The sequence below is a fragment of the Stutzerimonas stutzeri genome, assembly GCF_038561965.1.
In the GTDB taxonomy this organism is placed as follows: Bacteria; Pseudomonadota; Gammaproteobacteria; order Pseudomonadales; family Pseudomonadaceae; genus Stutzerimonas; species Stutzerimonas stutzeri_AA.
Genome location: NZ_CP139348.1, coordinates 368653 through 381765 on the forward strand (window position 1 = coordinate 368653; position 13113 = coordinate 381765).

General features: G+C 61.6%; 11 protein-coding genes. 8 read left to right on the forward strand and 3 right to left on the reverse strand.

Annotation, left to right across the window (positions count from 1 at the left end):
• The first annotated feature begins 206 nt into the window (after window positions 1-206).
• The 3 genes from SM130_RS01620 to SM130_RS01630 all read left to right on the forward strand — a co-directional run bounded on the left by SM130_RS01620 (window position 207) and on the right by SM130_RS01630 (window position 3187).
• On the forward strand, window positions 207-2456 hold the full coding sequence (locus SM130_RS01620) for a putative bifunctional diguanylate cyclase/phosphodiesterase (protein ID WP_102824098.1): 2250 nt from the start codon (window positions 207-209) through the stop codon (window positions 2454-2456).
• A gap of 136 nt (window positions 2457-2592) precedes the next feature.
• Window positions 2593-2940, forward strand: a complete 348-nt coding sequence (locus SM130_RS01625) for a hypothetical protein (RefSeq protein ID WP_102824099.1) — start codon at window positions 2593-2595, stop codon at window positions 2938-2940.
• A gap of 64 nt (window positions 2941-3004) precedes the next feature.
• Window positions 3005-3187, forward strand: a complete 183-nt coding sequence (locus SM130_RS01630; RefSeq protein ID WP_102824100.1) for a hypothetical protein — start codon at window positions 3005-3007, stop codon at window positions 3185-3187.
• Between the two features lie 25 nt (window positions 3188-3212).
• Here SM130_RS01630 and SM130_RS01635 read toward each other — a convergent pair whose 3' ends face one another.
• Window positions 3213-4394, reverse strand: a complete 1182-nt coding sequence (locus SM130_RS01635; protein ID WP_102824101.1) for an NAD(P)/FAD-dependent oxidoreductase — start codon at window positions 4392-4394, stop codon at window positions 3213-3215.
• 148 nt (window positions 4395-4542) lie between these two features.
• On the opposite strand from SM130_RS01635, the gene SM130_RS01640 reads away from it, so the two are divergent.
• Window positions 4543-5295 carry a substrate-binding periplasmic protein gene (locus SM130_RS01640; protein WP_102824102.1) on the forward strand — a complete coding sequence of 251 codons (753 nt, stop codon included), beginning with the start codon at window positions 4543-4545 and terminating at the stop codon, window positions 5293-5295.
• 11 nt (window positions 5296-5306) lie between these two features.
• On the opposite strand, the gene yccS is transcribed toward SM130_RS01640, so the two are convergent.
• Window positions 5307-7493, reverse strand: coding sequence for a YccS family putative transporter (yccS, locus tag SM130_RS01645; RefSeq protein WP_102824103.1), 2187 nt, complete (start codon window positions 7491-7493; stop codon window positions 5307-5309).
• 117 nt (window positions 7494-7610) lie between these two features.
• A complete protein-coding gene (gene dbpA, locus SM130_RS01650) occupies window positions 7611-8990 on the reverse strand; it encodes an ATP-dependent RNA helicase DbpA (RefSeq protein ID WP_102824618.1) in 1380 nt (459 codons plus the stop codon).
• A 182-nt stretch (window positions 8991-9172) separates the two neighbouring features.
• Here dbpA and SM130_RS01655 point away from each other — a divergent pair, with 182 nt between their 5' ends.
• From SM130_RS01655 to SM130_RS01670, 4 genes are all read left to right on the forward strand, one after another.
• Entirely contained in the window at window positions 9173-9682 is a 510-nt protein-coding gene (locus tag SM130_RS01655) for an ATP-dependent zinc protease family protein (RefSeq protein ID WP_102824104.1), read from the forward strand.
• Window positions 9683-10439: 757 nt separating this feature from the next.
• A complete protein-coding gene (locus SM130_RS01660) occupies window positions 10440-10703 on the forward strand; it encodes a DUF4212 domain-containing protein (protein ID WP_003282672.1) in 264 nt (87 codons plus the stop codon).
• A gap of 5 nt (window positions 10704-10708) precedes the next feature.
• Window positions 10709-12478, forward strand: a complete 1770-nt coding sequence (locus tag SM130_RS01665) for a sodium:solute symporter family protein (protein WP_102824105.1) — start codon at window positions 10709-10711, stop codon at window positions 12476-12478.
• A gap of 96 nt (window positions 12479-12574) precedes the next feature.
• Entirely contained in the window at window positions 12575-13093 is a 519-nt protein-coding gene (locus tag SM130_RS01670; RefSeq protein ID WP_102824106.1) for a hypothetical protein, read from the forward strand.
• Window positions 13094-13113 lie beyond the last annotated feature (20 nt).

The following is a 13113-nucleotide window of genomic DNA, read 5'->3' on the forward strand; positions in this document are numbered from 1 at the left end:
CCGGGGCGTCCTGCCCCGGCCCGCTCTATGCCCTGGTTCAATCTCACCTTCGTCTTTGCTGACTTGTATCAATAGTGCGACGAAGCGCCACTGCGAACCTTGATGGCTTTCTAGCATCAATCTGCGTTCTCCCTTACCGACGTGTCTGCCGAGCAGCCATTGTCGGGTCTGGTTTCGGGGAACGGGCGGTCTGCTCAGGGGCAAGGATGGAAGACGAGCTGAGGGTATTGCTACAACGGGTCGGCTTGGGGCTCGACCAGATCCTGACACGCAAGCGCTTCCTGCAATGGCAGGCAGGTGATGCGTTGCGTTTGAATCGCGCGGCGCCGGCGTTGGAATCCGCGCATCGCGCCTTCATCGACAAGCTCTACGAGCACCTGGCCAACTTCGGCCAGCCCGCCGGAATGCGCGGCGATTGCGTCGGGCTTTCGCGCCTCAAGCATCGACAGCAGGAATACTATCAGCGCCTCTGGAGCGGCCCCTACGAGCGCGACTACGTACGCGACCGCCTGACTGTCGGGCTCGTGCACCAGCGTGTTGGTGTCGATCTGGAGTGGTACCTCGGCGCCTATCGGCTTTACCTATCGGAGATGCTGCGCACGCTCGTCGGCGATAGCGAGCAACATGCCGTTTACGACAGCCTGCTGAAGATTGTCTTCTTCGACATGATCCTCGCGATCGATACCTACAGCGCGGCGCAGCGGCATGCGCTGGAGGACAGCGAGGCGCGCCTGACCCGCGCGCTGCGCGGCTCAGAGGACGGCATCTGGGAGTGGGACGTCGAACACGACCGGCTACACCTTTCCGAACGCTGGACCGCCATGCTCGAGATGCCGACGCAAACCAGCTATTGCAGCCGCAGCTGGTTCGAGCGCGTGCATCCTGATGATCTGCCCGGGTTGCGTGAGGCGATCGCCGACCATCTCAATGGCCGCTGCCCTTCGCTGGCGCATGAATATCGGGTGCGTACCGAAGCGGGAGGTTACCTCTGGGTGCTTGTTCGCGGTGTCGCCGACCGTTGTGAGCAGGGCACGCTGCGCATGGCTGGCTCGCAGACCGATATCAGTGCACGCAAGGCGGCAGAGGAGTGCTTGCGCCACGCGGCTCGTCACGATGCGCTGACCGGCCTGGCCAATCGCTTGCATCTCGAGGAGTTGCTCAAGGAAGTCCAGCAACGGCCACATGGACGCTCGGCGGCGTTGCTCTTCGTCGATCTGGACCGTTTCAAGCTGATCAATGACAGCCTTGGCCATGGTGCTGGTGACCAGGTTTTGATCGAAGTAGCGCAACGGCTATTGCGCTGTCTGCGGCCTGGCGATCACCTGGCGCGCTTCGGTGGCGACGAATTCGTCGCCTTGCTCGGCGATCTGGCCTGTGACGCGGACGCTGAGCGTGTGGCACAGCGGATGCTGGTTGCACTGCGCCAGCCGTTGCAGCTTGGCGAGCGAACGCTGTCAGTCAGCGCCAGCATCGGCATCGCGCCCTTGCAACGTGACGGCCAGACGCTGAACGCATTGCAGGCCGCTGACCTGGCGCTGTACCGAGCAAAGAGCGCCGGCAAGGATCAGTTCGCGCTGTTCTGCGACGGTCTGCATACCAAGGCGGCTCGCCAACTGGAACTCGAAAGTGCGCTGGCGCAGGCGCTGACGCGCCGGGAGTTCGCCCTCCACTATCAGCCGATCTGCCGTGTCGAGAATGGGCAGCCCTATATGCTGGGCGTCGAGGCACTGCTGCGCTGGCGCTTCGACGGCAAGCTGGTGGCGCCGAACGAATTCATTCCGGTGCTGGAAGAGTCCCGTGAGATCGTCCGGGTCGGCGAATGGGTGCTTCGCGAGGCGTGCCATCAGGTGCGTCTCTGGCAGCAGGCCGGGCAGACGCAGCTGTATTGCGCGGTAAACCTGTCGATTCGTCAGCTGCAGCAGCCAGGCTTCACGGCTCTGCTGGCTCGCGTGCTATGCGAGACGGGTCTGCCTCCGGAGAGCCTGCTGCTGGAGATTACCGAAACACTGCTGATGCAGGACACCGAGATGATGATGGGCGCCCTGCACGAGATCGCTGCGCTCGGCGTACGCCTGGCGCTAGATGATTTCGGCACCGGCTACTGTTCGCTCGGCTACCTGAAGCGCTATCCGTTGCATGTGCTGAAGGTCGATCGCAGCTTTATCGCTACGGCGCCGGACGACGCCGATTCAGTTGCGATCAGCCGTGCCGTCATAGGACTTGGTCAAAGCCTTGGCCTTGCTGTCGTCGCTGAAGGCGTGGAGCGCCCCGAGCAGGTAGCGTTCCTAGTCAGCGAGGGGTGCCAGCTGGTGCAGGGCTACTGGTTCAGCCCGCCCCGGCCGGCCGCGGAGCTGCAGCGACTATTCGATGCGCAATGCCGCAGCGAAGGGCTTTGGCGCCTTCATTCGGCCAACGCGGAGATGGTCGCGGGCCAGGCGATGGCACAGCGCATGTAGTGCAGGCCGGCCCGCGGGTGCGGCGGCGATGGGACGCGCAGGGCACTCTTGCGCTCGAACAGGGTCAACCTTCTGTGAATCTGATGATTCAAGAATTCGCCGGCCATCAGCCGGCTCACTCTGAAGGAGGTTAACCATGCGTCTTACCTATCTGCTGCCCCCCGTACTCGGACTTCTGTTGGTCGGTTGCGGCCCAGACGAAGACCGCGAGCGCGAACCGACTCCGCCGCCGGCCACTACCGAGCAGCCAGCCGCACCCTCCACCAACACCACCACACCGCCTGCAGGCACTGGTACTGGTACCGGCACTGCACCGAGCACCGGAACGGGTACTGGCACGGGCGCTACCGGCGATATGGCCACTCCGCCCGCCGACAACGGCAGCGGCCTGGGTACCGAATCCGGCTCCGGCACAGCGCCTAGCACCGGTACGGGCACTGGCACTGCACCGGCTACTGGCACTGGAACAGGTACCTCGCAGTAAGCGTGGTACTACCTGATCCGGGCACCTTGCGCGTGGCGCGAGGTGCCTACAACAGGAGAAAGCGATGAAGTGGACTTATGTATTTGCCGGCGCGCTGACTGCACTTGCGCTGGTTGGTTGCTCGCCAGACGAAGAAGAGTCGGCGCTGGACAACCACAGCCGCAACCAGCAGGAATTCCAGAACACCGCCACCGATCCGGCTGGCCCGCGAGAAATCTCGCCGCCGTCGAACCGGACCAACGAGTAGCCCGGTCGATTCGGCGCTGCGCAGCCTAGACGAACTGTCCGGCCGCGTAGGCCGAGGCCCAGGCCCACTGGAAGTTGAAGCCGCCCAGATGGGCGGTGACATCCAACACCTCGCCAACGAAATACAGCCCTGGCGACTTCTGCGATTCCATGGTCTTGGAAGAAACCTCTCGGGTGTCCACCCCTCCCAGTGTCACCTCTGCCGTGCGATAGCCTTCGGTGCCAGCCGGTACCAGTTGCCAGTCGGCGAGATTCTCGGCGATCGCCTCCAGTTCGCTGGGGACGTATTGCTTAAGCGGCTTGGAGACGAACCAGTGCTCGCAAAGCAGGCCGGCCATCTTGCGCGTGAAGACTTCACCCAGCACCGTCTTCAATTCGGCGTTGGGGCGTTCCTGCCTCTGTGTGGTGAGCCACTCATTCAGGTCAAGATGCGGCAGCAGGTTGATATGCACGACGTCGCCTGGTTGCCAGTAGGACGATATCTGCAGAATTGCCGGTCCCGACAACCCGCGGTGAGTGAACAGGATGTTTTCGCGGAAGCTCTGCCCGTTGCAGCTAACCAGGCAGTCTTCCACCGAAGTACCGGAAAGTTCGGTGCAAATGGTCTTGAGCTGTGGCTCGGTGATGGTGAACGGCACAAGTCCTGCGCGGGTCGGCAGGACGCTATGGCCGAACTGACGGGCAATCTGATAGCCGAAGCCGCTGGCGCCCAGGGTCGGGATCGACAGGCCGCCAGTTGCGATCACCAGCGACTGGCAGCGTACCGCGCCGATGGCGGTTTGCAGCGCGTACCCTTCGTCATGCTTGGCAATGGACTCGACTGCTGTATCCAGGCGCAGATCGACGCCGGCCTGGGCGCATTCGTCGAGAAGCATCTCGAGGATGTCGCTGGATTTGTTATCGCAGAACAGCTGGCCGAGTTTCTTCTCGTGATAGGGCACGCCGTGGCGGCTGACCATTTCGATGAAGTCCCACTGGGTGTAGCGCGCCAGCGCGGACTTGCAGAAATGCGCGTTGCTGGAAAGGAAGTTGGCCGGCTCGGTGTACAGGTTGGTGAAGTTGCACCGCCCTCCGCCAGACATGAGGATCTTCTTGCCGGCCTTGTTGGCGTGGTCCAGCAGCAGCACCTGGCGTCCCCGCGCAGCGGCGGTGAATGCGCACATCAGGCCGGCCGCGCCTGCGCCGATTATCACCACGTCAGTCTGCACTACCGCTTCCCTCGTCCAGAAAACGCGCGATGGTACTCCTGCGGCCGCTTCGGCGCAGCCCGGCATCCGACGAGACGAGGGCGTCACGCCACTCGCTTTGTGCTTTGATGGGCGTGGTAGCGCTTGGCCATGTAAAAGCGAGGGAAATGTGAAAGGTAAACGACGGTATCTCGCGCTGATCCTGCTGCTGGCAAGTGCCTCGCTGCCAGCTGAGGTGTTGCGCCTGGCCGGTAACATCTGGCCGCCCTATACGGACAAGCGGTTGCCCGGCGATGGCCTGTCCGTCGACCTCATCCGCACGGCGCTTGGGCGTGGCGGTTATGAGCTGGAATACATCGAAGTGCCTTGGGAGCGCGCCTTGCTAGGCGTCAAGAACGGCAGCTACGACATGATCAACGGCTGGCCGACCGTCAAACGAGTCGACTACACCCGCAGCTCAAGGCCCTTTCTGATCAATCGCATGCGCTGGCTCCAGCGCCGCGAGAGCGACATACGCTACGAGGGGCTCGACAGCCTGCTCGGCTACCCGATTGCGTTGAGCCGTGGCTACGTATACAGCGATGAGCTGGACGACGACACGCGTCTGCAGAAGGGTTACGCAGCCAATTTTGTTCAGGCCGCTAAGATGCTGATTGCCGGCCGTGTCGATCTCACGCTGGAAGACGAGCGCACCGCGCTGTTTCATCTGAACCGCGAGCTGGGGCACGAGAGAGATGCGCTGTCGTTCGTGCCGGGTGAGTTCAGCCAGGTCGGCCTGTCACTCGTGGTGCGCAATGACCATCCTCGCGCCGCGGACATCATCGCCACGTTCGATCGGGAAATCGCCCTGATGCTCGACGACGGCAGCTACGCGTCGATCTTCCTGCGCCATGGGGTGCCACCGCCCGAAGCGCTGCCATAGGCGAAATCGTCCTAGCTCTGGCTTTGCGGCTGCCGTTTGACCAGGTGCGCAGCCATGCTGCGCAGCGGCGCCAGTTGCCGGCAGATCAGTCCCAGCTGCGTCTGCAGCAATCGATGGCTGTCATCGATGTCTTCTGCGGCTTGCTCCAGCTGCTGCGCCAGGGCCTCTTCTTCCTCGCTGTACACCGCTACCGGCTGGTTGTGCAGCAGCCCATCGGCGAGCTCGTCGAGGCTGCTGGCAAGACGCTGTGCTGCGCTTTCAAGCAGCTCGTCGCGGGCATCGTCCGGCAGGCTTTCGCGATGCGCGCCCAGGCCGGAGAGGTAATTGAGCAGCGTGTGGGAGAGGATCAGGAAGCGGAAGCCGGTTTCGGCGTCCTTTCGGAAGTGCCCCGGTTCCAGCAGCATGTTCGACAGCGTGGTCGACAGCGCCGCGTCGGCGTTGTGCGCGTTGCGCCGGGCCAGCCGATAGGCCAGATCGTCACGCTTGCCGCTGTCGTACTGACGCATGATCTGACGCAGATAGTCGCTGTTGCAGCTGAGCGTATTGGCGACCACCTGATTCAGGCGTCGCCCCTGCCAGTCAGGCAGGATGAGGAATACCGCGGCGGCAGCGATCAGGCTGCCAAGCAGGGTGTCGAACAGGCGCGGCCAGATCAGCCCGTAGCCATCGCCGACCTGATTGAAGCAGAACAACACCATCAGGGTGATGGCCGCGGTGGCCAGGGTATAGCGCGTGCTGCGGGTGGCGAAGAACACCACACCGGCGACTACCGCGAACAGTGCCTGAACCGGCTGGCTGGGAAACAGGTCGAACAACGCCCAGCCGGCAATGAGCCCGAGCAAGGTGCCGCTGATACGTTGCACCAGTTTGATGCGGGTAGCGCCGTAGTTGGGCTGGCAGACGAACACGGTGGTCAGCAGCACCCAATAGCCCTGCTCCGGATGTATGGCGTGCAGGACGGCGTAGCCGCAGACCAGCGCGATGGTCATGCGCAGGGCGTGGCGGAACAGCAGTGAAGTGGGTGTCAGCTGCTGACGAATGCGGTTGAACGCATCGCGTAGGGTTTGCGGCTGACGGTCCAGCAGGCTGCTGTCCTGCTCGCCTTCCAGGGTGCCGGGGTCGCTGGCGCTGGCCAGCTGGCGCTGCAGCGTGGAAAGGTTGCCTGAGAGTGCGCGCAGCGACCGCAGCAGGCCGCGCCAGGCTGGATTGTTCTGCTCGCGCAGGTGCTCAAGGGAGGCCTGCAGGTCTTCGAGCGCCTGCCCGTTGGCCTCGCTGTAGCGAAATGCCTGGCGCAGCTGGATGGTTTCGCCGAGCTCGGCACAGGCGCTGGCCTGCAGGCGCAACAGGCGCTGGCAGCGGAACAGTACATCGCTGTGGTAGAACGCCTCGGCAAGCGCTTGGTAGGGGTAATGCGATGAGTTGACCCGCTCATGCAGATCCTGGGCGAGGAAATACAGTTTGAGGTAGTGATTGATCTTGCCGCCCGCCCGGCCATTGCCGAGGCGATGCAACAGCGTTTCCTTGGCGGCATTCAGGGCGCTGACGACTCGGCCATTCTGCTGCGCCAGCTCGAGGCGGCGCTGTTCCACGTCCAGCTGCCGCACAGGTTCGAACAATGCAGCCTTGTAACGGAAATACAGGCCCAGCTCGCGGTACAGCCGTGCCAGGCTCTGCTGCACCGGTTGGTGAGCGAACAGCGCGTTCCAGCACACCGAAAGCAGGCCGTACCAGGCCGCGCCCGCCACCAGCAGCATGGGGTCGCGCCAGAGATGCTGCAGCGCACCGCCGCGCTGATCGGCGGCGATCATGCTGTAGATCGCGAGAATCAGGGTCGCCTGAGCAATCGCGCCGTAGCGCTCGCCCAGCGCGCCCAGCATGACCAGTGCGAAGGTAGAAATCGCCAGGCCGGCAACGAACAGCCAGGGGTAGGGGAACAGCAGTTCGACCGCGACGGCAGCGATGCTGAAGCACAGCAGTGTCACCAGTAGTGCGTTGAGGCGGCCAAGCCAGCTGTCATCGGTTTCCGCCAGCGCGCTGGCGATAATGCCCAGAAACAGCGGGATGATCAGCGTCGGTTGCCCGAGATACCAGCTCAGACCCATGCTGCCGGCCATTGCGATCAACACGCGCAGGCTATAGCCGAACTTCTCCAGCGCCCATAGGCGACGTAAAAACTGGCTGAGCGAAGGTTGCGGCATGGAGCGATCCGTTGGGGTTGGCATGGTTGGACGAAGCCAGCGCAAACGGTGTCACGGCTGGCTCGTTCGTTCAATCATCCAGATCAGCATGTGGCCGTTATCAGGCGCCGCGCTGCTTCAGAGCACCCGTACCTTCAGCGAGCGGCCCTTGATCTTGCCTTCATTCAAACGCTTGAGCGCCTGCTTGACGACGCCACGCTCGACAGCCACGAATGCCTGGAAATCGAAGATGGCGATCTTGCCCACCTGGGTGCCGGGAATGCCGGCATCGCCGGTCAGCGCACCCAGGATGTCGCCGGGGCGCAGTTTGTCCTTGCGGCCTGCTCCAATGCACAGCGTCGCCATTGGCGGTTGCAGCGGCGCGCCCGCCTGGGCTTTCAGGCTGTCCAGCGATTGCCAGTTGAGCGGCGCCTTCTGCAAGGTTTCGATGGCCTGCGCACGATGCGCTTCGGCCGGCGCCACCAGGCTCATGGCCAGGCCCTGGTTACCGGCCCGGCCGGTCCGGCCGACACGGTGTACATGGATTTCCGAATCTCTTGCCAGCTCGACGTTGATCACCATATCCAGCGCGTCGATATCCAGCCCGCGTGCAGCGACGTCGGTCGCCACCAGGACCGAAAGGCTGCGGTTGGCGAACATCGCCAGCACCTGGTCACGGTCGCGCTGCTCGAGGTCGCCGTTCAGTGCCATGGCGGAGATGCCGTTGGCGCTCAGGTGATCGACCAGCTCCTGGCATTGCTGCTTGGTGAAGCAGAAGGCCACGCAGCTTTCCGGTCGGAAACTGGCCAGCAGGCGCGTCACCGCGTCCATGCGCTGCTCGGGGTCGATCTCGTAGAAGCGTTGCTCGATCTGGCCATCATCGTGCAGGGCTTCGGCGCGCACCTGTTGCGGGTCGCGCATGAAACTGGCGGACAGCTGTTTGATACCGGCGGGGTAGGTGGCGGAAAACAACAGCGTCCGCCGCCTGGCTGGAGTCTGGCCAATGATTTCGGCGATGGCGTCGTAGAAGCCCATGTCCAGCATGCGGTCGGCTTCATCGAGCACCAGGGTATTCAGGCCGTCGAGCTTCAACGTGCCTTTCTTCAGGTGCTCCTGCACGCGGCCCGGTGTACCGACGATGACGTGCGCACCATGTTCGAGAGAGGCGATCTGTGGCCCGATCGAAACGCCACCGCAAAGTGTCAGGATCTTGATGTTGTCCGCCGCCCGCGCCAGGCGGCGCAGCTCCTTGGCGACCTGGTCGGCCAGTTCGCGTGTCGGGCACAGCACCAGCGCCTGGCAGCCAAAATAACGCGGGTTCAGTGGTTCGATCAGCGCGATGCCGAAGGCGGCCGTCTTGCCGCTACCGGTCTTGGCCTGAGCGATCAGGTCGTGGCCCTTGAGCATGACTGGCAGGCTCTGCGCCTGGATCGGCGTCATCGTCGTATAGCCGAGGGCGTCGAGGTTGGCCAGCATGGCGGCGGAAAGGGGCAGCGAGGAAAAGGCGGTACTGGGCACGGAGAAAGTCTTCGGACGGGGAACGGTCTGCAGTCTATCAGGCTGCCGGTGCATGCGTCGGCCGTAAGGCTTCGATGTGGCGTTGCGCCTGCACCGTGAAACGTTTTGAAAGGCCGGCAGACGGAACCCCAAGCGGGGGTCCCAATCGAAAATTGTCCATTACCCTTTCCAGGAGGTTTGTTTTGTCTCGTGTTCTTTTCCTCGCCGGACTGCTGGCGCTACCCGCTTTCGCTGCCGAGCCCACCCTCTACGGACGTTACGAACACATCAAGATCGAAGAGATCGGCAAGACATTGCCTGCCAAGATGGATACCGGAGCCATGACCGCATCGCTGTCGGCGCGGGACATCGAGCAGTTCCAGCGCGATGGCGAGGATTGGGTTCGCTTCCGGCTGGCCGTCGATGGTGCCGATGACACTCTATATGAGCAGCGTCTGCTCGGTATCAGCCGGATCAAGACGCGCGCCGAGGAATCCGGCAGCGTCGATCCGGACAGCGAGCCGCCGCGGGCGGAGCGGCCGGTGGTAGGCATGCAGCTGTGTATCGGTGACCAGTTGCGCGAGGTCGAAGTCAACCTGACCGATCGCACCCACTTCAGCTATCCCTTGCTGATCGGCGCCGAGACCATCCGCGACCTGAACGCGGCGATCTATCCGACCGAGAAATACACGGCTGGTCAGCCAACCTGCTGACGCGCGACCGCTCGCCTCTGTAACTCGGGCCGGACCGTATCGGTCTGGCTCGGGCTTCGAAAGTCAGCGCTGCAGAGCTGTTTCGCGGTGCCGCATAAATTTCGGCTGTCCCGTTTTCCTTCGCCTCGGCCCGGCAGCTGACGGGCAGCCATCAGCGGTGGCCGTGATACCGCCGTGCAAGCGGAATCCCTTCCTCATGAGGCCGGCTCCGGACTGGGCTGCCGGAGGCACGTGTCCTGGCCACACGAAAAGCCGCCTCCGTACAGCCGGATTTGATAAGGGCAGTACGTCGCTTCGTCTGCAATCAAAAAGCAATCTTTGAAAGTTATTTTAAGTTGGCTACTTGTATTGAGATGGAACTTATAGTGTCGCTTCTTATATATATAAGTGGTTTTTAGCAGCTGCGTTAGTTGTTCTAATATTGTTTTTAATTGACAGTATGGGTGGGTTTAAAATTGTGACCGGTCGGTACTGATAGTGCTCCTGCGGGACGGCCGAGCAGGGTCACGAGTCGCCGCGTCAGCTCGCCGCATGGGTCGGCGCCAAAAGCGTCTGCCACGAAGGTTACGGCGAGCAGCTTGCGCAATGGCCCATCGCTACCTTGAGGTGCGTTTTGTAGGGCCTTTGCAGCGAATAGATTGGTCTTTGCGTGTTGTTCGTCAGACTAAAGTCGGGGCTTTCATTCATTAACCCACCCCTGTTAAATTCAGCATGTGGGTTCCCTTCACACGCAATAAAAATAAGGCGGAGAACGTCAATGGCCGACAACGATAAAGAAAATGCTGCTGCGTACTGGAAGGCGAATGTTCGCCTTATCACTTGGAGCTTGGTGGTCTGGGCTCTGGTCTCATATGGTTTCGGTATCCTCCTGCGTCCGCTGGTAGCCGGCATCCCGGTTGGGGGCACGGATCTAGGCTTCTGGTTCGCTCAACAGGGTTCCATCATCACGTTCATTGCGATCATCTTCCACTACGCGTGGCGGCTGAACAAACTGGACAAGGAATTCGGGGTTGAGGAGTAACCACAATGAGCCAATATTGGATCAACATGATGTTCGTGGGCGCGTCCTTCCTGCTCTATATAGGAATCGCGATCTGGGCCCGCGCTGGGTCGACTAAGGAATTCTACGTTGCCGGTGGTGGCGTTCACCCCGTTACCAACGGTATGGCGACTGCAGCTGACTGGATGTCTGCAGCTTCCTTCATTTCCATGGCCGGTCTGATCGCTTCCGGCGGTTATGCCACTTCCGTTTACCTGATGGGCTGGACCGGTGGCTACGTGCTGCTGGCGATGCTGCTTGCACCCTACCTGCGCAAATTCGGCAAGTTCACCGTGCCGGACTTCATCGGTGACCGCTTCTACAGCCGTGGTGCTCGTCTGACTGCAGTTGTCTGCCTCATCCTCATCTCCGTTACCTATGTAATCGGTCAGATGGCGGGTGCTGGTGTGGCGTTCTCCCGCTTCCTGGAAGTGAGCAACTCCACTGGTATCTGGATCGCTGCTGCGATCGTGTTCGCCTACGCGGTATTCGGCGGCATGAAAGGCATCACCTACACCCAGGTGGCGCAGTACGTTGTTCTGATCATCGCCTACACCATTCCGGCTGTGTTCATTGCGATGCAGTTGACTGGCAACCCGATCCCGATGTTCGGCATGTTCGGTACCCACGTAGAGTCGGGTGTGCCGCTGCTGGACAAGCTGGATCAGGTCGTTACTGACCTCGGCTTTGCTGCTTACACCGCGGACGTCGACAACAAGCTGAACATGTTCCTGTTCACCCTGTCGCTGATGATCGGTACTGCTGGTCTGCCGCACGTAATCATTCGCTTCTTCACCGTACCGAAGGTTGCTGATGCTCGCTGGTCTGCTGGCTGGACCCTCGTGTTCATCGCCATGCTGTACCTGACCGCTCCGGCTGTTGCCTCCATGGCTCGCCTGAACCTGGTACAGACCATCTATCCGGAAGGCCCGCAGGCCGAAGCGATCCGCTACGAAGATCGTCCAGAGTGGGTACAGACCTGGGAAACGACTGGTCTGATCAAGTGGGAAGACAAGAACGCCGACGGCCGTGTACAGATGTACAACGACGCTAGCGCCGCCTTCGCCCCCACCGCTGCAGAGCGTGGCTGGAACGGCAACGAGCTGACCGTGAACAATGACATCATTGTTCTGGCCAACCCGGAAATCGCCAATCTGCCAGGTTGGGTCATTGGTCTGATCGCTGCGGGTGCCATCGCGGCAGCCTTGTCGACAGCTGCGGGTCTGCTGCTGGCGATTTCCTCGGCAATCAGTCATGACTTGATCAAGACACTCATCAATCCGAAGATCAGTGAGAAGAACGAAATGCTGGCCGCCCGTCTGGCCATGACGGCAGCGATCCTGCTGGCAACCTGGCTGGGTCTGAATCCTCCGGGCTTCGCCGCGCAGGTGGTGGCATTGGCGTTCGGTCTTGCGGCAGCGAGCCTGTTCCCGGCGCTGATGATGGGGATCTTCTCCAAGCGCGTGAACAGCAAGGGCGCCGTCGCCGGTATGCTGGTCGGTGTAATTTCCACCGCCGTGTACATCTTCCTGTACCTGGGCTGGTTCTTCGTCCCTGGCACTGCGAGCATTCCTAACACCCCTGATCAGTGGTGGATGGGCATCTCCCCGCAGGCCTTCGGTGCTGTAGGTGCCATGCTGAACTTCGCTGTTGCCTACGCGGTGTCGCTGTCTACCGAAGCTCCGCCGCAGGAAATTCAGGATCTGGTCGAGAGCGTTCGTACCCCCAAAGGTGCTGGCGTTGCGCTTGATCACTAACTGATAATGCAGCCGGACGTCAGACCTGCTCTGACACAAGGTTGATGTAGAAGTCGGGCTTCCATTTGGAAGCCCGATTTTTTTAGGGGGTTGTATATGTTCTGGCATCTAATCGCTGCAATCGTCGCCGCAGTGGCGGGCGCTGGGATCGCCCTGCTGTTGCGCTCCCTGAGCCGCAATCGACTGCCTAAATGGATCATTCCGGTATTCGCCGGGCTGGGCATGCTCAGTTACACCATCCATTACGAATACACCTGGTTCGAGACCAAGCAAGCGCGCCTGCCGGAAGGCTCGGTAGTGGTTGCCAGCGAAGAGGGCGAAATGCTCTGGCGGCCTTGGACCATGCTCTATCCGATGCCGTTGGCCTATACAGTTCTGGATAGCGCGAACGCACAAGTGCAGGACACCGACCGGGGCCGTCTTGGTCGCTTCGTGCTGTACCGCTTCGAGAAACAGCACTTGATGTCGACCGTGAAGAGCGCCAGCTATCAGCTGATTTGCGCGGAGAAGGCGATGTTCAGGCTCAATGAAGCCGGCCAGGCAAAGATCGAGACGCTGACCGAGCTGGAAGGTGACTCACCGCTGTATCAGGCCATTTGTGAGGCCCGTCGGTAACGAGGGCGCACTCGCAGCGA

Coding starts and splice junctions, on each gene's coding strand:
- SM130_RS01620 (WP_102824098.1), top strand. CDS start 207: ATGGAAGACGAGCTGAGGGTATTGCTACAACGGGTCGGCTTGGGGCTC.
- SM130_RS01670 (WP_102824106.1), top strand. CDS start 12,575: ATGTTCTGGCATCTAATCGCTGCAATCGTCGCCGCAGTGGCGGGCGCT.
- SM130_RS01660 (WP_003282672.1), top strand. CDS start 10,440: ATGGCCGACAACGATAAAGAAAATGCTGCTGCGTACTGGAAGGCGAAT.
- SM130_RS01665 (WP_102824105.1), top strand. CDS start 10,709: ATGAGCCAATATTGGATCAACATGATGTTCGTGGGCGCGTCCTTCCTG.
- yccS (WP_102824103.1), bottom strand. CDS start 7,493: ATGCCGCAACCTTCGCTCAGCCAGTTTTTACGTCGCCTATGGGCGCTG.
- SM130_RS01625 (WP_102824099.1), top strand. CDS start 2,593: ATGCGTCTTACCTATCTGCTGCCCCCCGTACTCGGACTTCTGTTGGTC.
- SM130_RS01630 (WP_102824100.1), top strand. CDS start 3,005: ATGAAGTGGACTTATGTATTTGCCGGCGCGCTGACTGCACTTGCGCTG.